The following is a 22,811-nucleotide window of genomic DNA, read 5'->3' on the forward strand; positions in this document are numbered from 1 at the left end:
TTATGCAACAACCCGATCCACGGCGTTTATCGCTGAATACTGCCACCGTCCGCCAGCAGTGGACGCTGGATAAAATTATCGACGGCTGCGCCCGCCATGAAATTCGCGGCATTTCACCGTGGCGCGATCAGGTACAGGCGCTGGGGCTTGAGCGTACGGCGCAGTTGATTCGCACTAATGAACTGACCGTCAGCGGCTACTGCCGCGGCGGGATGTTCCCCGGTATTGACGATGCGGCAAGACGTGCGGCCGATGACGACAACCGACGGGCCGTCGATGAAGCGCTGGCCGTTAACGCCGCCTGTCTGGTGCTGGTGGTCGGTGGCCTGCCGGGAGAGTCAAAAGATATTGCCGGCGCACGTAGCCAGGTGCGGGACGGGCTGGGACGCTTACTGGAGTATTCCCGTAAAGCAGGCATGCCGCTGGCCATTGAACCGTTGCACCCGATGTACGCCGCCGATCGCGCCTGCATAAACACCCTGGAGCAGGCCAACGATCTCTGTGATGAGCTGGGTGATGATGGTCTCGGTATGGCCGTCGATCTCTACCACACCTGGTGGGATCCTAAGTTCTTCCAACAGATTACCCGCGCGGGATCTAAACGCATCCTGGGGTTTCATATCTGCGACTGGCTGGTGCCGACGCAACATCTGCTGCTCGATCGCGGCATGATGGGCGATGGGGTGATTGATATCCGCGCCGCCCGTCAGGCAGTAGAAGCCCTGGGCTATGAAGGCGCGCATGAAGTTGAGATTTTTTCCGAACACAACTGGTGGCAGCGCGATCCGGATACGGTGCTCGCTACCTGCAAAGCGCGTCATTTGACGCATTGTTAATCAGATTTTGGCTGTATCTGATGTCTCGTCAGTCTTACCAGGTTAGTCGAGGGAAATATGAATACAGATACAAAAAAGATGATACTGGTGTCGGTACTGTGCGGCCTGGGCTACATGATGTACTCCGTGGATCGCATGACCGTCTCCTCTGCAATCGGGCTTATCGCCACGGATTTCGGGCTGGGTAAAGGCCAGTCCGGGATCCTGTTGAGCTCCTTCTTCTACGGCTTTATTGGCTTTCTGTTTCTGTCGGGCATTATCGCCGACAAGCTCAGCGGCAAACCGGTGCTGATCCTGGGGCTGGTTATGTTCTCCGTTGCCACCATGCTGACAGGGGTGGCCGGAAGCCTGAGCTCGCTGATTTTTTACCGCGTCATGACCGGCATTGGCGAGGGGGTCTTCTGGCCCGCCGCCTCGCTGGAAGTGGCGAACGTCACCACCGAAAAGCAGCGCACCACCGTGATGTCTCTCTACTGGATGGGCTATCCGATCGGCGGATTCTTTGGCACCTGGCTAGGGGCGGTACTGGGCCCGGAGTATGGCTGGCGCGTGGTCTTTTATGTCGCCGGTGGGCTCGGCATTCTCGTCGCTATCGCCTATGCCATCCTGGTGAAGTCTGAACCGAAAAAGGTCGTTACCGTCGCGGCGCATGAAAAAATTCCGTTAAAACAGCTTTTCCGCAATCAGTCCGTGATGCTGATGGCGTTCTACTACTTCCTGTTACTCAGCGGCTGGTGGATTGTCCTGCTCTGGGCGCCGACGTTCCTGATGAACGTTAAGCAGCTCACTATCGGCACTGCTGGAACTATTGCCAGTCTGCTTGGGCTGACGGGGGCATTGGGCGGTTTCTTGTTGGGCCGTATTTGCGATGGCGGTGATTTTTCTCGTAAACGCAGCATCCTGATAGGCATCACGGTAGCAAGTAGTCTGTTGATGGCCGCGATGGTGCTGCAACTGCCCGTTTTTGCTGTCGTTATCCTGGTCCTGCTGCTTGGCCTGCTGGGCTATCCGGTCACGCCGCTGGTGCTCTCTTTCACAGCAGAGTTGGTGCCGCCACAGCTTCGTGGCTCGGCAATCGGTTTTGTTATGAACGTCGGCATGACCGCAGGGGGGATCTCTCCGGTTCTGGCGGGCTATTTTGCCGACAAGTACTCCATGTCAGCGGTCTGGTTTGTCGCGGCCTGCGTCATGGTCGTCAGTTCGGTGCTGCTGCTTGGCGTCCGTAAGGCGGCGAAGCCCGTCAAAGAGATGGATATAACCGGGCTGTCTTCACGCGTTTAACGAGGTAAAACATGGCAATAACGATCCCGCAGTCGATCCTGGAAAAACTGACCAACGTGACCATGCCGCGCCATGTTTCACTGGCAGCGCCGCAGCAGACCCTTGAGCTCGATGGATTTCGCATCCCGGTCTATCACAGCGACGCGCTGGTTGTCGGTAGTGGGGCCGCCGGGTTACGTGCAGCGGTGGAGTTAAAGCGCAGGAAAGTGGATGTCTTGGTGGCAACCCAGACGTTGTTCTGGGGAACCTCTGCCTGTTCGGGATCGGATAAACAGACGCTGCACACCGCCTCGACCAGTTTCAAAGGTGATAACTTCACCGCCCTTGCCAGCGCCATTGGGGCGGGTGGGGCGATGGATGCGGATACCGCCTATGTGGAATCCGTGGGGTCAGTGGAAGCCTTTATTGGCTTGAAAAGTATTGGCCTGCCTTTGCCGGAAGACAGATATGGCGCAGTGCTTCGTTATCAGACTGACCACGATGAAGTTGGGCGCGCCACCAGCTGTGGCCCACGCACCTCAAGACTGATGGTCAAAGTGTTGGCAGAAGAGGCCGTACTGCTGAAGGTGCCTTTTGTGGATCATGCCACAGCAGTCCGGCTGCTGACCGAGGGGGAAGGCGCGCAGCGCCGGGTGGCGGGGCTCCTGGCCATCGTCAAAGGGGCAAGGTCGGAGGATAACCCGTGGGGATTGTGCCTGATGCGTAGCCCGAATGTGGTGCTCGCAGCGGGTGGGCCTGGAGAGCTGTTCAGGGACAGCGTCTACCCGAAACGCTGCTTCGGTTCACTGGGGCTGGCGCTGGAGGCGGGTATTGCCACCGTCAACCTGACGGAGCACCAGTTTGGCATCGGTACCCGTCGCGACGAGTTTCCATGGAATCTCTCAGGGACTTACGTGCAGAGCATGCCCTATATCTACTCCGTCGATGAGTACGGGCAAGAGCATAATTTCCTCGCCCGGTACTATCGCACTACGCGGGAACTGGCCTCGAACATCTTCCGCAAGGGCTATCAGTGGCCGATTCATGCCACGCGGATGCTGGATTTTGGCTCAAGCCTGGTGGATCTGGCGATTTATAATGAATCTCAGGCCGGGCGTACCATTCTGATGGATTTCAACCGTAATCCGTTACCGGTGCCGGGGGATGAACCTTTTGCCCTCGGCAATCTGGATGAAGACGTCTATCACTATCTGCGAAACAACGATGCCTGTCTTGAGCTTCCCATTGCGCGTTTGCAGCGCATGAATCCGTTGGCTATCGAGCTTTATAAGCATCACGGGCACGATCTCACCACCCAGCCGCTGCCCTTCAACGTTAACCACCAGCATATGAACGGGGGGATTGCGGTAGATACCTGGGGACATTCATCCTTAAACGGCTGCTATGCAGTGGGGGAAGCGGCGGGGACACATGGTGTGACACGACCTGGCGGAGCCGCGCTGAATGCCGGGCAGGTGTTTGGTCTGCGCTGTGCGAAGCACATCGCTGCCACGCCGCGTGAAGCGTCAGAGGCACTGTTCGAAACGCAAACGACGGAATTACTGCGCCAGATTCAGCGCGATAGTCAGCGTCCTGAGGCGCTTTCCATCGAATCCGTTCGTGATGAGATCCAGCAGCGCATGAGTGAACGCGCCGGCTTTGTCTGCGATGCGGCATTAGTTCCTGATGCCCTTCAGGCCGCCCGACGGCTTAACCAACGTATCGCCCAGTATGGAGTGGCTATCGACCATCCCAACAAGGCAGCGTTCAGCCTGCAATGGCGACACATGGCGCTGGCCTCGGAAGCGCTGCTGGTGGCCCTGGACGCGTATATCGCTAGAGGCGGTGGCAGCCGGGGGGCGCGTATGTTGTGCTCAAATGCGGGCGACGTAGTGCCCCACACCCGTGAAGGCGAACTGTCTGCCTTTCGTTTTCTCTCAGAGAAACCCGAGCACCGGCAGGAGCAGTTGCAGGTGAGCTGGCATAACGGGGAATTCAGCGTGGAAACCAGGCCGCTGCGTACGCTTGATGACCTGTCGACCATCTTTTTTGAGAAGAACTGGCCCGCATTTCTCACGGATGAAATCTATCAGGGCTAAGTGTTGAGAGAGGGTAGGTCAGGGCGTGATGTGAAAAATTCTGCATCAGCAGAGTGTGCCGGATGACGGGATAGCCCCACCATCCGGCATGCTGGTTACACTTCCAGCCAGTTCATGATGCCTTCAGCCGCTTTACGGCCTTCAGCAATGGCTGTTACCACCAAATCAGAACCACGGACAATATCGCCGCCGGCAAAGATTTTCGGGTTGCTGGTCTGGAACGCATTTTCGTTGCCTTCTGGCGCGATGATGCGACCCTGGGAATCCAGCTCAACGCTGTGCTTCGCCAGCCATTCCATGCTGTGTGGACGGAAACCAAACGCCATGACTACCGCGTCGGCTGGTACCACATGCTCAGAACCGGCCACGATTTCTGCACGACGACGACCTTTTTCATCCGGCTGACCCATTTCGGTACGCGCCATTTTCACGCCAGAGACTTTGCCGTTGGCGTTGACTTCCACACCCAGCGGCTGCACGTTGAACTGAAACTCGACGCCTTCTTCACGCGCGTTTTTCACTTCACGACGGGAGCCCGGCATGTTTTCTTCATCGCGACGGTAAGCACAGATAACATGCTTCGCGTTCTGACGAATGGAGGTACGCACGCAGTCCATCGCGGTATCGCCACCGCCCAGAACCACTACGCGTTTACCTTCCATGCTGGTGTACGGCTGCTCCTCGGTGTCGCCAAAGCCCATGATCTGCCGGGTATTCGCGATGAGGAACGGCAGCGCATCAAACACGCCATCGGCATCTTCGTTTTCCAGGCCACCGCGCATTGACTGATAGGTGCCCACGCCCAGGAATACGGCGTCATAATCTTTCAGCAGGTCATCGAGCTGAACGTCACGGCCTACTTCGGTGTTCAGTATGAACTCGATACCCATGCCGGTGAAGATTTCGCGACGGCGGGTCATCACCTCTTTCTCCAGCTTGAAGGCCGGGATACCAAACGTCAGCAGACCACCGATTTCCGGGTGGCGATCGAACACCACGGCTTTGACGCCGTTACGGGTCAGCACGTCCGCACAGGCCAGGCCTGCCGGGCCTGCACCGATAATCGCCACGCGTTTGTCGGTCTGCTTCACGCCGGTCAGGTCCGGGCGCCAGCCCATTTCGAACGCTTTATCGTTGATGTAGCGCTCGATGTTACCGATGGTTACCGCACCGAATTCGTCGTTCAGCGTACAGGAACCTTCACACAGCCTGTCCTGCGGGCAAACGCGCCCACAAACTTCCGGCAGGGTATTGGTCTGATGTGACAGCTCAGCGGCTTCAAAAATACGCCCTTCGTTGGCCAGCTTCAGCCAGTTCGGGATGTAGTTATGGACCGGACATTTCCACTCGCAGTACGGGTTACCACAGGAGAGGCAGCGATCTGCCTGCGCCTTGGCCTGGCCTTCCGAAAATGGCTCGTAAATCTCAATAAATTCAATTTTACGGATCTTCAGCGGTTTCTTCGGCGGATCGACACGCTGTAAGTCTATAAACTGGTATACGTTCTGACTCATTGCTACCCCTTACTGCGCCTGCACCCGCAGCTCAGCTGCGGAACGACTACGGTGACCTAACAGAGCTTTCACATCGCTGGATTTTGGTTTCACCAGTGCGAACTTCGTTGAGAAGGTCGGCCAGTTCGCCAGAATCTCTTCACCGCGTGAAGAACCGGTATGTTGTACGTGCTCGGTTATCAGACCGCGCAGATGTTCTTCGTGGATGGCGAGGTCATCAACGCTCAGCACTTCCACCAGTTCCGGGTTCACGCGTTTGCGGAATTCGCCGTCTTCATCCAGTACATAGGCGAAGCCGCCCGTCATACCCGCGCCAAAGTTGACGCCCGTTTTGCCGAGGATGCAGACGATACCGCCGGTCATGTATTCGCAGCCGTTGTCACCAATACCCTCAACCACGGTAATTGCGCCAGAGTTACGCACACCGAAACGCTCACCTGCGCGGCCCGCGGCATACAGACGACCGCCGGTTGCGCCATACAGGCAGGTGTTACCGATAATGCTCGCTTCGTGGCTACGATACGCCGAGCCCACTGGCGGACGGACCGCCACTAAACCGCCTGCCATGCCTTTGCCCACGTAGTCGTTGGCATCGCCAGTCAGGTAGAGCTCAACGCCGCCTGCGTTCCACACACCGAAACTCTGGCCTGCGGTGCCGCTGAAGTGCGCTTTAATCGGGTCAGAGGCCAGGCCCTGATCGCCGTGAGACTGCGCGATGTAGCCAGACAGCGATGCACCGACGGAGCGGTCCGTGTTGCGGATGTCAAACCAGAAGGTTTTGCTCTGGCGTTCGTCCACAAACGGTTTTGCCTGTTGCAACAGTTGCGCATTGAGCACGCCATTATCAAACGGCGGATTGTTCTCCGTGCAGAACAGGGCTTTACCAGGATGCGGTTCGGCGGTCTCCAGCAGTTTCGACAGATCCAGTTTCTGCTGTTTGGCGGTGAAACCGTCCAGCTCTTTGAGCAGGTCAGTACGACCAATCAGATCGACCAGGCGTTTCACACCCAGCTGCGCCATTAACTCACGCACTTCACGGGCGATAAATTCAAAGTAGTTGGTCACTTTGAATGGCAGACCGTGGTAGTGGTTTTTACGCAGTTTCTCGTCCTGAGTTGCCACACCGGTTGCGCAGTTGTTGAGGTGACAAATACGCAGGTATTTACAGCCCAGCGCCACCATTGGACCGGTACCGAAGCCGAAGCTCTCGGCGCCAAGGATGGCCGCTTTGATGATGTCCTGACCGGTTTTCAGACCGCCATCGGTTTGCAGGCGGATTTTGTGACGCAGGCCGTTAGCCACCAGCGCCTGCTGGGTTTCCACCAGGCCCAGTTCCCACGGGCAACCCGCGTATTTCACGGAGGAGAGCGGGCTTGCACCCGTACCACCGTCGTAACCTGCAATGGTAATCAGGTCTGCGTACGCTTTTGCCACACCTGTCGCGATGGTGCCGACGCCAGGTTCAGAGACCAGCTTCACGGAGATCAATGCTTTCGGGTTGACCTGTTTCAGGTCGAAAATCAACTGCGCCAGATCCTCGATAGAGTAGATATCGTGGTGTGGCGGCGGTGAAATCAGGGTGACGCCCGGCACGGAATAACGCAGCTTAGCGATGTACGGAGTGACTTTGTCACCTGGCAACTGACCGCCTTCACCCGGTTTCGCGCCCTGAGCCACTTTAATCTGGATCACGTCAGCGTTGACCAGGTAGGCCGGAGTCACGCCGAAGCGGCCGGAAGCCACCTGCTTGATACGTGAGACCTTATTGGTGCCATAACGCGCCGGGTCTTCGCCGCCTTCGCCGGAGTTGGAGAAACCGCCGAGGCTGTTCATCGCTTCCGCCAGCGCTTCATGGGCTTCCGGGCTCAGTGCGCCGATGGACATCGCCGCAGTATCAAAGCGTTTGAACAGCTCACTTGCCGGTTCAACATCGTTGATGCTGACGGTTTCGCCGTTTGGCGTGATAGCCAGCAGGTCGCGCAGGGTCGCAGCCGGACGCTCATTCACCAGTTTGGCGTATTGCTGATAGTCGCTGTACTCACCACTTTGTACTGCTTGTTGCAGGGTACGCACCACGTCCGGGTTATAGGCATGGTATTCGCCACCATGAACGTATTTGAGCTGACCGCCCTGATCCAGCGGCTTACGTGCCAGCCAGGCGCGTTTCGACAGATTCAGCAGATCCTGCTGGAAGTCCGAGAAGCTTGCGCCGCTGATACGGCTGACCACACCCTGGAAGCACAGATCTGAGACATCCTCATGCAGTCCGACCGCTTCAAAAAGCTTCGAGCAACGGTAAGAGGCAATCGTGGAGATGCCCATTTTGGACATGATCTTGTACAGGCCTTTATTGATGCCGTTACGGTAGTTCAGCATCACGGTACGGTAATCTTTCTCGATAGCTTTGCCATCAACCAGTTTGGCCAGGGTTTCATAGGCCAGGTACGGATAGATGGCAGTGGCGCCGAAGCCCAGCAGCACCGCAAAGTGGTGTGGGTCGCGGGCGCTGGCGGTTTCAACAATGATGTTGGCATCGCAGCGCAGGCTCTTATCCACGAGGCGAGTCTGAATCGCTCCGACCGCCATAGGTGCCGGTACCGGCAGACGATTTTTAGCAATCGCACGGTCAGAGAGCACCAGCAGTACGGTACCGTTACGGACCATCTGCTCGGCTTTATCGCACAGCGCTTTGACGGTCTCTTCCAGCGTGGTTTGCGTCACGTCGAAGGTAATGTCCAGCACATCTGCCTGATAGTGCTCTTCTTTCATCGTGGTGAGCTGGGTGAAATCAGAGTACAGCAGAATCGGCGATTTGAAGCTCAGACGGTGCGCCTGGCCTTCCGCTTCGCAGAAGACGTTCATCTCACGGCCGATGCTGGTAGCCAGCGACATCACGTGCGCTTCACGCAGCGGGTCGATCGGCGGGTTAGTCACCTGCGCGAACTGCTGACGGAAGTAGTCATAGATAATACGTGGCTGGCTGGAGAGTACGGCAAATGGGGTATCGTCACCCATTGAGCCGACCGCTTCCTGGCCATTTTCGCCCAGTACACGGATAACCGAGTCCAGCTCTTCGAAGCTGTAGTTAAACTGTTTCTGGTAGCTCGACAGCAGATCGTCATCCATTTCGCGGGTGCCAACCTGATCGTCTGCCAGCTCTTCAAACGGCACCAGGCGACGGACGTTCTTCTCCATCCACTCTTTGTATGGATGGCGACTTTTCAGATCGTTATCGGTTTCAGCGGAGTGCAGAATGCGCCCACCGCGGGTGTCGATAACCATCAGTTCACCAGGACCGACGCGGCCTTTCTCAACCACTTCATCCGGCTGGTAATCCCAGATCCCGACTTCAGAGGCGCAGGTGATCAGCTTGTCTTTGGTGATGACATAACGCGCCGGGCGCAAACCGTTACGGTCCAGATTACAGGCCGCGAAACGGCCATCGGACATGACGATACCGGCCGGGCCATCCCATGGCTCCATGTGCATGGAGTTAAAGTCAAAGAAGGAACGCAGATCCGGATCCATATCCGGGTTGTTCTGCCAGGCTGGGGGTACCAGCAAGCGCATGGCACGGACAATGTCCATACCGCCAGCCAGCAGCAGCTCAAGCATGTTGTCCATTGAACTGGAGTCAGAACCGGTCTCATTGACGAACGGCGCGGCATCATGCAGGTCAGGGATCAATGGCGTTTTGAATTTGTAAGTACGCGCGCGCGCCCACTGACGGTTACCGGTGATGGTGTTGATTTCACCGTTATGGGCCAGGTAGCGGAACGGCTGCGCCAGCGGCCAGCGCGGCACGGTGTTGGTGGAGAAGCGCTGGTGGAACAGGCAGATGGCCGATTCCAGACGCAGATCCGCGAGATCCAGATAGAATCGCGGCAGGTCTGTCGGCATGCACAGACCTTTATAGATGTTCACGACATTGGAGAGGCTACAAACGTAGAAGTCTTTATCTTCCTGCAGACGTTTTTCAATGCGACGGCGAGCGATAAACAGACGGCGCTCCATATCACGTGGACGCCAGCCTGCCGGGGCGTTAACAAAAATCTGTTCAATACGAGGCAGCGAGGAGAGGGCGATTTCACCGAGTACCCCTTCGTTGGTTGGCACATCGCGCCAGCCCACAATCGACAGGGTCTCTTGCTGAAGCTCTTCTTCTACAATACGGCGAGCAGCGGCGGCTTTATCTGGATCCTGATTCAGGAACAGCATGCCGACTGCGTAGTTTTTGGCTAAACGCCAGCCGAGCTCTTCCGCAACAATTCGGAAGAAACGATCGGGTTTTTGCAGCAGCAAGCCACAACCGTCGCCGGTTTTACCATCGGCGAGGATGGCCCCACGGTGCTGCATACGGGCCAGTGCGTGTATAGCGGTACGCACTACCTTGTGGCTAGGTTCGCCTTCTATGTGGGCGATCAGGCCGAAACCACAGTTATCCCTCTCAAGGGATTTATCGTACAACATATCAGTGAACCTCCCCAGGCTCTACGGGACCCCCTCCTGACCGACGCGCACAGGCACAACAAGAGCATGGCGACGGGGCATAAGCCTCGAATGTCGCCCTCTTTAATTTCCTTTTCGCATCGGTACACAAGTGTTGAGGACTTGCTTAAGAGGGAATCACAATAACTGCATAAATATGATGAGCAGACCGCTCATCCAGAAAGCTTCCAGCGGATTTCCAACTTATCGGGAATCCTTATTCAGGTCAAATGCCAGGCTTATTTATACATAATTGTGCTAAGTGTGCATTAATCATTTGATATATAAATAAATTTAACCCTTTTTACATTACCGTGACGCCATGGGAACCGGCTTGGTTATGTGATCTGTCTCACTATCGAAAAGCCCGCCAGGCACGCTACCATCCTAACTCGTGACTGCTTTGCAGAGTTTTATGCTGCTAATTGATCTTGAGGTGCATAAAAGCACTGTTTTGCAGAGGGGAGAGTATTTTTGCAAAATATCCGCTGAGCATAAGCAAATGTAATTGCTTTTAAGGTGAATGAAATCTCGGTAATAATGCGTTTTTATGCAATAGATAAAAGCGTTGCCAGGCGATTGATCCACATCATCGCCGTCGAAAGCTAAAAATGGCAGGCTTGGCCCCTTTCCAGAGCCGGCCTTTCAGATTATGCAGTTACAAAAATTAGTCAATATGTTTGGTGGGGATCTTGCCCGCCGTTATGGTGAAAAAGTCCATAAACTGACGTTACACGGAGGTTTTAGCTGCCCAAACCGCGACGGCACGATAGGGCGCGGTGGCTGCACCTTTTGTAATGTGGCCTCTTTTGCTGACGAAGCGCAGCAGCACCGTTCCATTGCCGAACAGCTTACCCATCAGGCCCATCGGGTCAATCGCGCCAAACGCTATCTTGCTTATTTTCAGGCCTACACCAGTACCTGGGCAGAAGTGCAGGTGCTGCGATCCATGTATCAACAGGCTATCAGCCAGGCCAATATTGTGGGTTTATGCGTTGGCACGCGCCCTGACTGCGTGCCGGAAGCGGTGCTTGACCTGCTCGGCGAATATCATCATCAGGGTTATGAAGTCTGGCTGGAGCTGGGGTTACAGACGGCACACGATAAAACGCTGCATCGTATTAACCGCGGTCATGATTTCGCCTGCTACCAGAGGACGACGCGTCTGGCACGTGAGCGCGGGCTGAAGGTTTGTAGCCATCTTATTGTCGGGCTGCCGGGCGAAGGTCAGGCTGAATGCCTGCAAACGCTCCAGCGGGTCGTGGAGACGGGCGTGGATGGGATCAAATTGCACCCTTTGCATATCGTTAAAGGCAGCATCATGGCGAAAGCCTGGGAAGCGGGCAGGTTGAATGGCATCGAACTTGAGGATTACACCGTGACGGCCGGTGAGATGATTCGCCATACCCCGCCGGAGATTATTTATCACCGTATTTCCGCCAGCGCCCGCCGCCCTACGTTGTTGGCACCGCTGTGGTGTGAAAATCGCTGGACCGGCATGGTTGAATTGGATCGCTATCTTAATCAGCAAGGTCCACAGGGCTCGGCGCTGGGGCGTGGCTGGACGCCTGTCGCTGCGCCTCTGTCCTTAGAATCATTCACTGAATGAATACCAAACAGCATTCATTGCCGCATTTTTCGCACAACCTTCAACGCCTTGCTCAGAATTGAGTATTATTGAGCGGACTTGTTTGAGGAAACCGTTATGAAGCAAATCCGTTTACTGGCGCAGTATTATGTCGACCTGATGATGAAGCTCGGCCTGGTGCGTTTCTCCATGCTGTTGGCATTGGCGCTGGTGGTGCTCGCCATCGTGGTGCAAATGGCGGTGACCATGGTGTTGCAGGGGCAGGTGGAAAATATCGACGTTATCCGCTCGATATTCTTTGGCTTATTGATCACCCCTTGGGCGGTCTACTTTCTCTCGGTGGTGGTGGAACAGCTAGAGGAGTCGCGCCAGCGTCTGTCACGGCTGGTGGATAAGCTGGAAGAGATGCGCGAACGTGACCTCAAACTCAACGTTCAGCTAAAAGAGAACATCACGCGTCTCAATCAGGAGATGGCCGATCGCGAGAAAGCGGAGGCCGAACGTCAGGCCACCTTTGAACGACTCAAGATCGAGATGCAGGAGCGCGAGCAGACCCAGATCCAGCTTGAGCAGCAGTCGACGTTCTTACGGTCTTTCCTCGACGCCTCGCCGGATCTGGTGTTCTATCGTAACGAGGATAAGGAGTTTTCCGGCTGCAACCGTGCCATGGAACTGCTGACCGGAAAGAGTGAAAAGCAGCTCATTAACCTCAAACCGCAGGACGTTTATTCCCCTGAGGCCTCGGAAAAAGTCATTGAAACCGATGAAAAAGTTTTCCGCCATAACGTGTCACTCACCTATGAGCAATGGCTCGATTACCCTGACGGCCGTAAAGCCTGTTTTGAAATTCGCAAAGTTCCTTACTACGACCGTGTAGGCAAGCGCCACGGGCTCATGGGCTTTGGACGCGATATTACCGAGCGTAAACGCTACCAGGACGCGCTGGAGCGTGCCAGCCGTGATAAGACCACCTTTATCTCCACGATTAGCCACGAGCTGCGTACGCCGTTAAATGGCATCGTGGGGTTGAGCCGAATCCTGCTGGACACCGAGTTAACCAGCGAGCAGGAAAAATATCTCAAAACTATCCATGTTTCAGCCGTCACGCTGGGCAATATCTTTAACGATATTATCGACATGGATAAAATGGAGCGGCGTAAGGTGCAACTGGATAATCAGCCTGTTGATTTCACCAGTTTCCTGGCGGATCTCGAGAACCTGTCGGGTCTACAGGCCCATCAGAAAGGGCTGCGGTTTGTCATGGAGCCTGAGTTACCGCTGCCGCATAAGGTGGTCACCGACGGAACGCGTCTGCGTCAGATCCTGTGGAATCTGATTAGCAACGCCGTCAAATTTACCCGTGAAGGGCAGGTGACCGTACGCGTGCGTTTTGACGCTGGCGACATGCTGCACTTTGAGGTGGAAGATTCGGGTATCGGTATCCCGCGTGACGAGCTCGATAAAATTTTCGCTATGTATTATCAGGTAAAAGACAGTCACGGCGGGAAGCCTGCCACCGGAACCGGGATTGGCCTTGCGGTATCCCGTCGTCTGGCGAAAAGTATGGGCGGGGATATTGTTGTCACCAGCCAGGCGGGCAAGGGCTCGCTCTTTACTCTGACCGTGCATGCCCCTGCGGTGGCGGAAGAGGTTGAAGATGCCTTTGAAGACGATGATATGCCACTGCCAGCGCTACATGTGCTGCTGGTGGAGGACATTGAACTTAACGTGATTGTTGCCCGCTCGGTGCTGGAAAAACTGGGCTGCAGCGTGGATGTGGCGATGACCGGTAAGGCCGCGCTGGAGATGTTCCAGCCCGGAGAATATGACCTGGTGCTACTGGACATTCAGTTGCCGGACATGACGGGACTCGATATCTCCCGCTTGCTCACCAGCCAGTTCGCCCGCGACGATTTGCCGCCGTTGGTGGCCCTGACCGCCAACGTGCTGAAAGATAAAAACGAGTACCTTGAAGCCGGTATGGACGACGTACTGAGCAAGCCGCTGGCGGTTCCGGCACTCACCGCCATGATTAAAAAATTCTGGGATACCTGCGACGACGAGGATGAAACGATGACCACCACGGACACTAAATCGCAAAATCTGTTGGATGTAGAGATGCTCGAACAGTATATCGAGTTGGTAGGACCGAAGCTCATTACCGATGGGCTGGCTGTCTTTGAGAAAATGATGCCGGGCTATGTCAGCGTGCTGGAATCGAACCTGACGGCCCGGGATCAAAAAGGGATCGTCGAGGAGGGGCACAAGATCAAAGGCGCGGCTGGCTCGATCGGGTTACGTCACCTGCAACAGCTAGGACAGCAGATCCAGTCCCCGGATCTTCCGGCATGGTGGGATAACGTTGGTGAATGGATCGAAGAGATGAAGCAGGAATGGCCGCAGGATGTAGCGGTACTCAAAGCCTGGGTAGCGGACGCTGGAAAAAAATGACCCCGGATTAACCGGGGTGCGCGAATACTGCGCCAACACCAGGGAAATCGTGGCTGCGCCGTAATGTTATAGTTATTTATTACAAGGGCGCAGTCTGAAAATTTGAACTGCACGCACATAAGATAGCAAATCTTAAACGATTTGTTACATCAATCAGCGAAATGTGTGAAGCATAGCGCCCTTATCAAAATAATTAATTATCTACTGACCGTTGCATAAAGGATGAGCAAAATGAAAAAAGTCGGTGTTGTTCTCAGTGGCGCAGGAGTTTATGACGGTTCGGAGATCCATGAGGCAGTCCTGACGCTGCTTGCCATTGCCCGTGAAGGGGCTGAAGCCGTCTGTTTTGCACCGGATAAGATCCAGAGCGATGTGATCAACCATCTTAACGGTGATCCTATGAACGAGAGTCGCAATGTGTTGATCGAAGCGGCCCGTATTGCGCGTGGATCCATTCAATCGCTGGCTTATGCATCAGTAAACGATCTGGATGCGTTGATTGTCCCGGGGGGATTTGGGGCGGCAAAAAATCTTAGCACCTTTGCCAGTCAGGGAAGTGAGTGCGTGGTGGATGAGGGTCTGAAACGTCTGGCGCTGGAGATGCATCGTGCAGGTAAGCCTCTTGGTTTTATCTGTATTGCGCCGGCGATGTTGCCAAAAATTTTTGATTTCCCCCTGCGCTTAACCATCGGTACAGATATTGATACCGCTGAAATTCTGGAAGATATGGGGGCCGAACATGTCTCCTGTCCGGTAGACGATATTGTGGTTGATGAGGACAACAAAGTGGTCACCACGCCGGCTTATATGCTGGCGCAAAATATCGCTGAAGCCGCTACCGGTATCGAAAAACTGGTGGCGCGCGTGCTGGTGCTGACGGAATGAAGGGGCTGCGCGGTCCACTGAAAGTTCGTCTTAAGCGGATGATCCTGCGGGTGGTGCTGGCACTGGCCCTTTTTTGGGGGGGCGGCATCGTCCTGTTCAGTTTTCTGCCGGTGCCGTTTTCCGCAGTCATGGTAGAACGGCAGTTGGGCGCCTGGCTTACCGGAGACTTCGGCTATGTTGCACATTCCGACTGGGTCGGCATGGACGATATTTCCCCCTGGGCTGCATTGGCCGTGATTGCTGCAGAAGATCAGCGTTTCCCCGAGCACTGGGGGCTGGATTTTAGCGCAATCGAAAAGGCGCTTTCTCATAATGAGCAGCATGAAAATCGCATTCGCGGCGCATCAACCATTTCGCAGCAAACGGTGAAAAATCTGCTGTTATGGGACGGTAAAAGCTGGGTTCGTAAAGGGCTTGAGGCCGGTCTGACGCTGACCACGGAAGTGGTCTGGACCAAGCGGCGCATACTCACCGTCTATCTCAATATTGCTGAATTTGGCGAGGGCATATTTGGCGTGGAAGAGGCCTCTCAGCGCTATTTCCATAAACCCGCCAGCAAACTCACCATGTCGGAAGCCGCGTTGCTGGCAGCGGTGTTACCGAACCCGCTTCGCTTTCGGGCAGATGCCCCTTCAGGTTATGTACGTAGTCGGCAGGCGTGGATCCTGCGCCAGATGCGTCAGCTAGGCGGGGAAGAATTTCTGCAGCGCAACAGGCTGCATTGATCCTACCCTCTCCGGGCGGAGAGGGTTACTCTTCGTCAAATCCGGCAATAAAGAGCGCGATAACGGCTGCCAGAGCTTCTTCTTCCTGCGGACCCGTCGCTTCAACCTCGATTTGACGTCCTTTCGCCGAGTCCAGCATCAACAGGGCTATCACACTGCTGGCTTCGGCTTCCGTTCCTTCGTCATTGCGCAGAAGCACTTCCGCGTCAAACCCCTGAACCAGTTCAAATAACTTCATCGCCGGGCGTGCATGCATGCCCAGCTTGTTAGTGATTTCGACAGTTTGTTTTACGGTCATGTTTTGCGTTTTTCCAGCGTGCGATGACGAGACTGAACGTTCTTACCGCGCGAGCGGAAGTAATCAGCAAGCTGCTCCGCCACGTAGACGGAACGGTGCTTACCACCCGTACAACCGATGGCGACGGTCAGATAGCTACGGTTGTTGGTCTCCAGCATGGGAAGCCACAACTCCAGATAGCTGCGCGTCTGGTAGATAAAGTTATGCACTTCGGTATGCCTGTCGAGGAACGCGGCAACAGGCTTGTCGAGACCGGTCATGGGACGAAGTTTAGGGTCCCAGTGCGGGTTGGGTAGAAAGCGCACGTCGAACACGTAATCGGCATCAATAGGAATACCGTGTTTGAAACCGAACGACTCGAACACCATGGTCAACTCGCGCTCACGTTTGCCAAGCAGGCGCGTGCGGAGCATTTCTGCCAGTTCATGCACCGACATCTCAGAGGTATCGACAATCAGATCGGCACGCGAACGCAGAGGTTCAAGCAGGTTACTCTCTTCATCAATGGCGCTTTCCAGCGACAGATTTTTACTGGAGAGAGGGTGCAGACGACGCGTATCGCTGTAGCGACGAATCAGGGTATTGCGATCGGCATCGAGAAACAGCAACTGCGGTGAGAAATACTCCGGCAGGTTGTTCATCGCCTGCTCAAAGATCTCCGGCGACTCAGGCATATTACGCACGTCGATGCTGACAGCTGCAGAGGTTTGTCTGTCGGCCAGCGTTCTTGCAAGCTCTGGCAGCAACACCACTGGCAGGTTATCTACGCAGTAAAATCCCATGTCTTCCAGCGCGCGCAGGGCGACCGATTTACCGGAACCCGAGCGACCACTTACGATCATCAGGACCATGGGCCATTTCTCCTCGCAGCACCTGAAATCACGGCGACTAATACGTTACGCATCGTCCTGTTCGCCTTCTGTCAGCGTGATTATCTGATACAGCTCTTCATCACTTTGCGCAGAACGCAGGCGGCGACAAATGGTTTTATCCGCCAGACGTTTTGCCACTAATGAAAGGGTATGCAAATGCGTTTTAGTTTGATCGGCAGGCACCAGCAGTGCAAACAGCAGATCGACAGGCTGGTTATCAATAGCATCAAAGGCAATCGGGGTTTCCAATTGCACAAACACACCAACCGCACGAAGGGTATCTTCTTCAAGCTTGCCGTGAGGGATGGCTATCCCATTGCCAATACCCGTACTGCCCATTTTCTCGCGCGTAAGGATCGCTTCAAATACCACCTGAGGTGGCAGGCTCAGCTGTTTAGCAGCAAGTTCACTGATTATCTCCAGCGCACGTTTTTTGCTCTGGCAGTGAACGCCACTACGGGTACATTCCTGGTTAAGGACATTGCTCAGTTGTAGAGCGGAATCGTTGTTCATCATAATTTCACCTAAGCGTCGCCAGTGAATTCACCCTACCGGGTTACGGTAGGGTGAGACGCACCAGACGTCAGCCCGGACAATTAGTGTTGTTTCAGTTTATCTTTATGTTTCGTCAGCTGACGCGCCAGTTTATCAATTAAACCGTCGATGGCAGCATACATATCCTGACCTTCCGCACTGGCGTGAATTTCACCACCATTAACATGCAAAGTCGCATCCGAGGTATGAGTCACTTTCTCCACTTTCAACACAATATAGACCTGATTAATCCTCTCGAAGTATTGTTCGAGTTTCGCAAATTTTGTATTCACAAATTCACGCAGGGCCTCGGTGATCTCGACGTTCTGTCCTGTGATGTTAAGCTGCATAGTGTCTTCCTTATCGGTTGGGTCAGACCAACTGTTTGCGTTGGTTTGACGGCGGAATGGATAAAGACTCTCGATATTTTGCAACGGTTCGCCGCGCAACCATAATACCCTGATCGGACAGCATGGACGTCAGCTTACTGTCGCTCAGCGGTTTTGCGGGGTTTTCTGCGGCGATTAATTTCTTCACCAGCGCACGGATAGCCGTTGACGAGGCTTCGCCACCGCCTTCGGTGTTGACATGGCTGGAGAAAAAATACTTGAGTTCAAAAATGCCTCGCGGACTATGAAGGTATTTTTGCGTGGTGACACGAGAAATGGTGGATTCATGCATCTCAACGGCCTGAGCGATATCCGCCAGCACCATGGGTTTCATGAACTCCTCTCCCTGTTCGAAAAAGGCTTGCTGCTGTTCTACGATACAACGGCTGACCCGTAAAAGCGTGTCGTTACGGCTTTCCAGGCTTTTAATCAGCCACTTCGCATCCTGTAGATTGCTGCGAATAAACTGACTGTCAGCATCGTTGCGCGCACCGCCGCACATAGCAGCGTAGTGCTGGTTAATTTGCAGACGTGGAATGCTGTCTGAATTCAGTTCGACCACCCAACGGGTATTGTGCTTACGCACCAACACGTCGGGTATGACGTACTCAGGCTCGCCGGTTTGGATCGACTGGCCCGGGCGCGGATCCAGTGACTGAATTAAATTCACCGCCTCTTTCAGCACATCTTCTTTCAGCCGGGTCACGCGCATCAGAGTGCGGAAATCGTGGTTGGCGAGCAGATCCAGATGATCGCTGATAATTAGCCGCGCCTCTTCACGCCACGGCGTCTCTTTCGCAAACTGGGAAAGCTGAATCAGCAGACAGTCGCGCAGATCTTTCGCCGCCACGCCGACCGGATCAAAACGCTGAATACGTTTGAGTACGGCCTCGACTTCATCCAGTCCAATCTCGTCGTCGCCCATACTTTCAAGGATATCTTCCAGCGGCACGGTGAGATAACCCGTATCATCGACGGCATCCACAATGGAGGTGGCAATCGCACGGTCGGTGTCAGAAAAGGGGGTTAACTCAACCTGCCACATCAGGTAATCCTGTAATGACTGGGTCGTTTCGCCCTGATAAATGGGCAACTCGTCGTCAATATAATCGGTGCTGCTACCGGAAGGGGTACCCGCGGTATAAATTTCATCCCAACTGGCATCCAGCGGCAGCTCCTCTGGCATATCTTTTTGTTCCAGAGCGTCTACGCTATCGAGATTTTCATTATCCTGAGACTGCTGCGCTTCCACTTCTTCATGAAGATCGGTCTGCTCCAGCAAAGGGTTGCTCTCCAGCGCTTGCTGAAGTTCTTGCTGAAGTTCCAACGTGGACAGTTGTAACAGGCGGATAGCCTGCTGCAACTGCGGCGTCATGGCTAGCTGTTGGCTAAGCCTTAATTGCAAACCTTGCTTCATATTCAGAGCAGTACTCTCCGACTAAACACGTCAATAAACTCTACCCTATCAGAGTCTGAAGTCTTCCCCAAGATATACGCGCTTAACATGTTCGTCTTCAAGGATTTGCTGTGGAGTGCCATGGGCAATCAGATGCCCCTGGCTCACGATATACGCGCGTTCACAAACGGCCAGCGTTTCGCGAACGTTATGGTCAGTAATCAGCACACCGAGCCCGCTGTCACGAAGGTGTTCAATGATACGCTTGATGTCGATAACGGAAATCGGGTCAACACCGGCGAAGGGTTCATCCAGCAAAATAAATTTAGGATTCGCCGCCAGCGCACGGGCGATCTCTACACGACGGCGCTCACCACCCGACAGTGCCTGGCCGAGACTATTACGCAGATGCTCAATATGGAACTCATCCATCAATTCGTTGGCGCGATCGGTCCGCTGCTCCGCGCTAAGATCGTCACGAATCTGCAGGACGGCCATCAGGTTATCAAACACGCTCAGGCGGCGGAAAATGGATGCTTCCTGAGGCAGATAGCCGATACCGCGTCGCGCACGGGCATGCAGCGGCAGCAGACTGATATCCTCATCATCAATAATGATGTTGCCCGCATCTCGCGGTACGATACCCACGACCATGTAAAATGTTGTGGTTTTACCCGCCCCGTTCGGGCCAAGCAGGCCGACGATTTCGCCAGAATTCACGGTCAGGCTCACGTCTTCCACGACACGGCGGCCCTTATAGGCCTTAGCGAGATTCTTTGCAGTTAATGTTGCCATAACGAATTAGTTACTCTTTTTTTGCGCCGGGGCCGGGTTCTGATTGTTGCTCTTATCCTGCAACTGAGACGGGACCAGAACCGTTGTTACACGTTTACCTTTTTCGCTAAACGCCTGCATCTTTTGCTCTTTCACCAGGTAGGTGATCTTGTCGCCTTTAATGTTGCTATCAAGCTGCTCCAGGTACGCGTTGCCCGTCAGGATCACAAAGTCTTTTTCCAGCTCGTAGTGCATCTGGGAGGCATGACCTTTGACCGGTTTTCCGTTGTCCTGGAGCTGATAGAAGGTGGCTGGATTACCGAAGCCGTCAATGACCTCTTTACCCTGCTGACCGCCAGGACGGGTGACCACGACCTTATCAGCGTTAATTTTAATGGTGCCCTGGGTAACAATGACATTACCGGTAAAGGTCACCACATTGCCTTGCATATCCAGCGACTGCTGGTCGGAGTCGATGTGAATGGGCTGATCGGTATCGCCCGTCACCGCAAGCGCCGGAAGGCTGGCAGCAAAGAGGGCGCTGGCCAGGACAACATTAAGGCTGAGTTTGTTTGTTTTGAATTTCATATGAGCTTCTAACCTTTTCAATCAGCTCTGCGGTTTTGCTGCGTAAGTTGCCGCGCATTTTCAGGCCGGTGGAATTAAATGTTGTTCCGTATAACGTTACCCTGTCATCGGAGGTCACATCCTGCGTGACCAGATTTATCTGGGCGTTATCCGTCGTAATTTTTCGAAGTTGCGCGTCTTCGGTCAGCGCATTAACTTCAACATGGCCATAAAGATAAAGCATTCTGTCATCGGTGAGCTTGGCTTTATCCGCCTTAATGGACCACCCTGGGATCTTGTCTTTATCGAATGTCGTCAGTACGGGTTGGGTGAACCACGTTATCGCTTCAGCGGAAAAGTACTCCACGTGCTGCGCAATAAGTCGGTAATTCAGCGCACCTTCCGGGCTGTACACCACCGTATCGGTATGCTCGCTTTTATACGTTGGATCACTGCTATTGGTGGTCACCGGCGCCGCAGAGTCTCGGTCAGCCAGATTCACACCAATCAGTACCAGTACGATAAGTGCCAGCAAAATGATGACCCAACGTCTGGTTTTACTCATATCGATTGCCCTTTGGCCTCATCAAGTTTCCCTTGCGCCAGTAATAATAAATCACAGACTTCACGGACGGCGCCGCGGCCTCCCGCGATACGCGTGACGTAATCCGCGCGCGGAATCAGCAGCGGATGTGCATCGGCTACGGCGACGCTCAAACCGATCTCCGCCATCACTGGCCAGTCGATCAAATCATCACCCACATAAGCCACCTGCTCAGGTTGCAGGTCAAGCTTGGTTAAAAGCTCACGATAGGCCAGCAGTTTGTCTGACTGCCCCTGGTAAAGGTGCGTAATTCCCAGTGTTTCACAACGATCTTCTAACAGTTTAGCTTTTCGCCCGGTAATGATGGCAACCTCAATGTCAGATGTTAACGCACAACGCACACCATACCCATCGCGAACGTTAAAGGCCTTGAGCTCTTCGCCGCTGTTGCCCATATAAATAAGGCCATCAGACAAAACACCGTCAACATCCAGGATCAACAGGCGAATTTTTTCGGCTTTCGCCATGACCTGCGTGCTGACAGGACCGTAGCAGGTCGCAAGCGACGCTCCAACATTACTCATTATCTTATCCTTTTTTATACTACGCCCGCGCGCAGCAAATCATGCATATGTACCACACCCAGCAACAGGTCGCCATCGGCGACCAGGACGGCGGTAATATGGCGGGATTGCATCAAATTCAGGGCTTCTACTGCCAATATATCAGGCCGCACACGTATGCCGCCTGGGGTCATCACATCAGCAATGCCGAGGCTGCGGACGTCTGCTCCCATATCAAACACGCGGCGTAAATCCCCGTCGGTGAAGATACCTTCAATTTTCATCAGATCATCACAGATTACCGTCAGGCCCAGGTTTTTACGGGTAATCTCCAGCAGCGCATCGCGGAGTGAGGCCTCTTTGCTTACATGAGGAATTTCATCCCCCGTGTGCATAATATCATTCACGCGTAACAGCAGTTTACGCCCTAACGCCCCGCCGGGATGCGAAAGGGCAAAGTCTTCAGCCGTGAAGCCACGCGCCTTGAGAAGCGCGACGGCTAACGCATCTCCCATGACCAATGCAGCCGTCGTGCTGGAGGTCGGCGCCAGACCGAGCGGACACGCCTCTTTGGGGACTTTCACGCTCAGGTGAATATCCGCCGCTCGCCCCATGCTGCTTTCAGGGCGACTGGTCATGCAAATCAGCAACACTTTAAGCCGTTTTAATACCGGAATGAGCGCAAGAATTTCATTCGATTCACCGGAATTGGAAAGCGCGATAACGATATCCTGCGGGCTTACCATACCGAGATCGCCGTGCGCGGCTTCACCTGGGTGTACAAAGAACGAGGGCGTCCCCGTACTGGCAAAGGTCGCCGCCATCTTTCTGCCAATATGGCCCGACTTCCCCATGCCCATCACAACCACTTTGCCGCTGCAGTAGAAAATTTTCTCGCAGGCGAGTGCAAAGTCCTGGTTGATATACTGATCGAGATGCGCCAGACCTTCACGTTCAATGTTAAGAACGTCCCGCCCGGCTTGCTGAAAATCGAACCCAGGTTGCAGATCAATATGCGACATATTTAC

Annotated in this window: 19 protein-coding genes; 7 read left to right on the forward strand and 12 right to left on the reverse strand. The window is 54.4% G+C overall.

The genetic code is table 11. The features are described 5' to 3' along the window. The first annotated feature begins 2 nt into the window (after nt 1–2). From ACUY4Q_RS02755 to ACUY4Q_RS02765, 3 genes are read left to right on the forward strand one after another with little or no spacing between them, the layout of a single operon-like run. Nucleotides 3–836: a sugar phosphate isomerase/epimerase family protein gene (locus ACUY4Q_RS02755; protein WP_458045581.1), complete on the forward strand. Its 834-nt coding sequence runs from the start codon at nt 3–5 to the stop codon at nt 834–836. Nucleotides 837–893: 57 nt separating this feature from the next. Beyond that, nucleotides 894–2,117 (forward strand): MFS transporter, encoded by a 1,224-nt coding sequence (locus tag ACUY4Q_RS02760; RefSeq protein ID WP_458045582.1) that lies wholly within the window; start codon nt 894–896, stop codon nt 2,115–2,117. Nucleotides 2,118–2,128: 11 nt separating this feature from the next. Beyond that, nucleotides 2,129–4,195: an FAD-binding protein gene (locus ACUY4Q_RS02765; RefSeq protein WP_458045583.1), complete on the forward strand. Its 2,067-nt coding sequence runs from the start codon at nt 2,129–2,131 to the stop codon at nt 4,193–4,195. 95 nt (nt 4,196–4,290) lie between these two features. On the opposite strand, the gene ACUY4Q_RS02770 is transcribed toward ACUY4Q_RS02765, so the two are convergent. Next, nucleotides 4,291–5,709: a glutamate synthase small subunit gene (locus tag ACUY4Q_RS02770; RefSeq protein WP_458045584.1), complete on the reverse strand. Its 1,419-nt coding sequence runs from the start codon at nt 5,707–5,709 to the stop codon at nt 4,291–4,293. A 9-nt stretch (nt 5,710–5,718) separates the two neighbouring features. Beyond that, entirely contained in the window at nt 5,719–10,179 is a 4,461-nt protein-coding gene (gene gltB, locus ACUY4Q_RS02775) for a glutamate synthase large subunit (protein ID WP_458045585.1), read from the reverse strand. 670 nt (nt 10,180–10,849) lie between these two features. Here gltB and mnmL point away from each other — a divergent pair. From mnmL to mtgA, 4 genes are all read left to right on the forward strand, one after another. After that, complete coding sequence (gene mnmL / locus ACUY4Q_RS02780; RefSeq protein WP_458045586.1) at nt 10,850–11,806, forward strand: tRNA modification radical SAM protein MnmL/YtqA; 957 nt, start codon at nt 10,850–10,852, stop codon at nt 11,804–11,806. Between the two features lie 96 nt (nt 11,807–11,902). Next, the gene (gene arcB / locus ACUY4Q_RS02785) at nt 11,903–14,236 is read left to right on the forward strand and encodes an aerobic respiration two-component sensor histidine kinase ArcB (protein WP_458045587.1); all 2,334 of its coding nucleotides are present in this window, start codon (nt 11,903–11,905) and stop codon (nt 14,234–14,236) included. 231 nt (nt 14,237–14,467) lie between these two features. After that, nucleotides 14,468–15,121, forward strand: coding sequence for an isoprenoid biosynthesis glyoxalase ElbB (gene elbB, locus ACUY4Q_RS02790; RefSeq protein ID WP_458045588.1), 654 nt, complete (start codon nt 14,468–14,470; stop codon nt 15,119–15,121). After that, nucleotides 15,118–15,846, forward strand: coding sequence for a monofunctional biosynthetic peptidoglycan transglycosylase (gene mtgA / locus ACUY4Q_RS02795; protein ID WP_458045589.1), 729 nt, complete (start codon nt 15,118–15,120; stop codon nt 15,844–15,846). Before elbB ends, mtgA begins: the two co-directional genes overlap by 4 nt. A 25-nt stretch (nt 15,847–15,871) precedes the next feature. On the opposite strand, the gene npr is transcribed toward mtgA, so the two are convergent. From npr to kdsD, 10 genes are all read right to left on the reverse strand, one after another. Beyond that, the gene (npr, locus tag ACUY4Q_RS02800) at nt 15,872–16,144 is read right to left on the reverse strand and encodes a PTS phosphocarrier protein NPr (RefSeq protein ID WP_458045590.1); all 273 of its coding nucleotides are present in this window, start codon (nt 16,142–16,144) and stop codon (nt 15,872–15,874) included. Next, the gene (gene rapZ, locus ACUY4Q_RS02805; RefSeq protein WP_458045591.1) at nt 16,141–16,995 is read right to left on the reverse strand and encodes an RNase adapter RapZ; all 855 of its coding nucleotides are present in this window, start codon (nt 16,993–16,995) and stop codon (nt 16,141–16,143) included. The genes npr and rapZ overlap by 4 nt, the downstream gene beginning before the upstream one ends. Before the next feature lie 45 nt (nt 16,996–17,040). Next, nucleotides 17,041–17,532, reverse strand: coding sequence for a PTS IIA-like nitrogen regulatory protein PtsN (gene ptsN, locus ACUY4Q_RS02810; protein ID WP_437887860.1), 492 nt, complete (start codon nt 17,530–17,532; stop codon nt 17,041–17,043). An 80-nt stretch (nt 17,533–17,612) separates the two neighbouring features. Then, complete coding sequence (gene hpf, locus ACUY4Q_RS02815) at nt 17,613–17,900, reverse strand: ribosome hibernation promoting factor (RefSeq protein ID WP_458045592.1); 288 nt, start codon at nt 17,898–17,900, stop codon at nt 17,613–17,615. Nucleotides 17,901–17,922: 22 nt separating this feature from the next. After that, complete coding sequence (gene rpoN, locus ACUY4Q_RS02820) at nt 17,923–19,356, reverse strand: RNA polymerase factor sigma-54 (RefSeq protein WP_458045593.1); 1,434 nt, start codon at nt 19,354–19,356, stop codon at nt 17,923–17,925. Between the two features lie 48 nt (nt 19,357–19,404). Next, nucleotides 19,405–20,130 (reverse strand): LPS export ABC transporter ATP-binding protein, encoded by a 726-nt coding sequence (gene lptB / locus ACUY4Q_RS02825; RefSeq protein ID WP_458045594.1) that lies wholly within the window; start codon nt 20,128–20,130, stop codon nt 19,405–19,407. A gap of 6 nt (nt 20,131–20,136) precedes the next feature. Further along, nucleotides 20,137–20,697, reverse strand: a complete 561-nt coding sequence (gene lptA, locus ACUY4Q_RS02830) for a lipopolysaccharide ABC transporter substrate-binding protein LptA (RefSeq protein ID WP_437431709.1) — start codon at nt 20,695–20,697, stop codon at nt 20,137–20,139. Then, nucleotides 20,666–21,241 carry an LPS export ABC transporter periplasmic protein LptC gene (gene lptC, locus ACUY4Q_RS02835; protein ID WP_458045595.1) on the reverse strand — a complete coding sequence of 192 codons (576 nt, stop codon included), beginning with the start codon at nt 21,239–21,241 and terminating at the stop codon, nt 20,666–20,668. The genes lptA and lptC overlap by 32 nt, the downstream gene beginning before the upstream one ends. Then, nucleotides 21,238–21,804, reverse strand: coding sequence for a 3-deoxy-manno-octulosonate-8-phosphatase KdsC (gene kdsC, locus ACUY4Q_RS02840; protein WP_458045596.1), 567 nt, complete (start codon nt 21,802–21,804; stop codon nt 21,238–21,240). The genes lptC and kdsC overlap by 4 nt, the downstream gene beginning before the upstream one ends. 14 nt (nt 21,805–21,818) lie before the next feature. Continuing rightward, complete coding sequence (gene kdsD / locus ACUY4Q_RS02845; RefSeq protein ID WP_458045597.1) at nt 21,819–22,805, reverse strand: arabinose-5-phosphate isomerase KdsD; 987 nt, start codon at nt 22,803–22,805, stop codon at nt 21,819–21,821. Between the last annotated feature and the right edge of the window lie 6 nt (nt 22,806–22,811).

The organism is Phytobacter cepae (assembly GCF_054165735.1).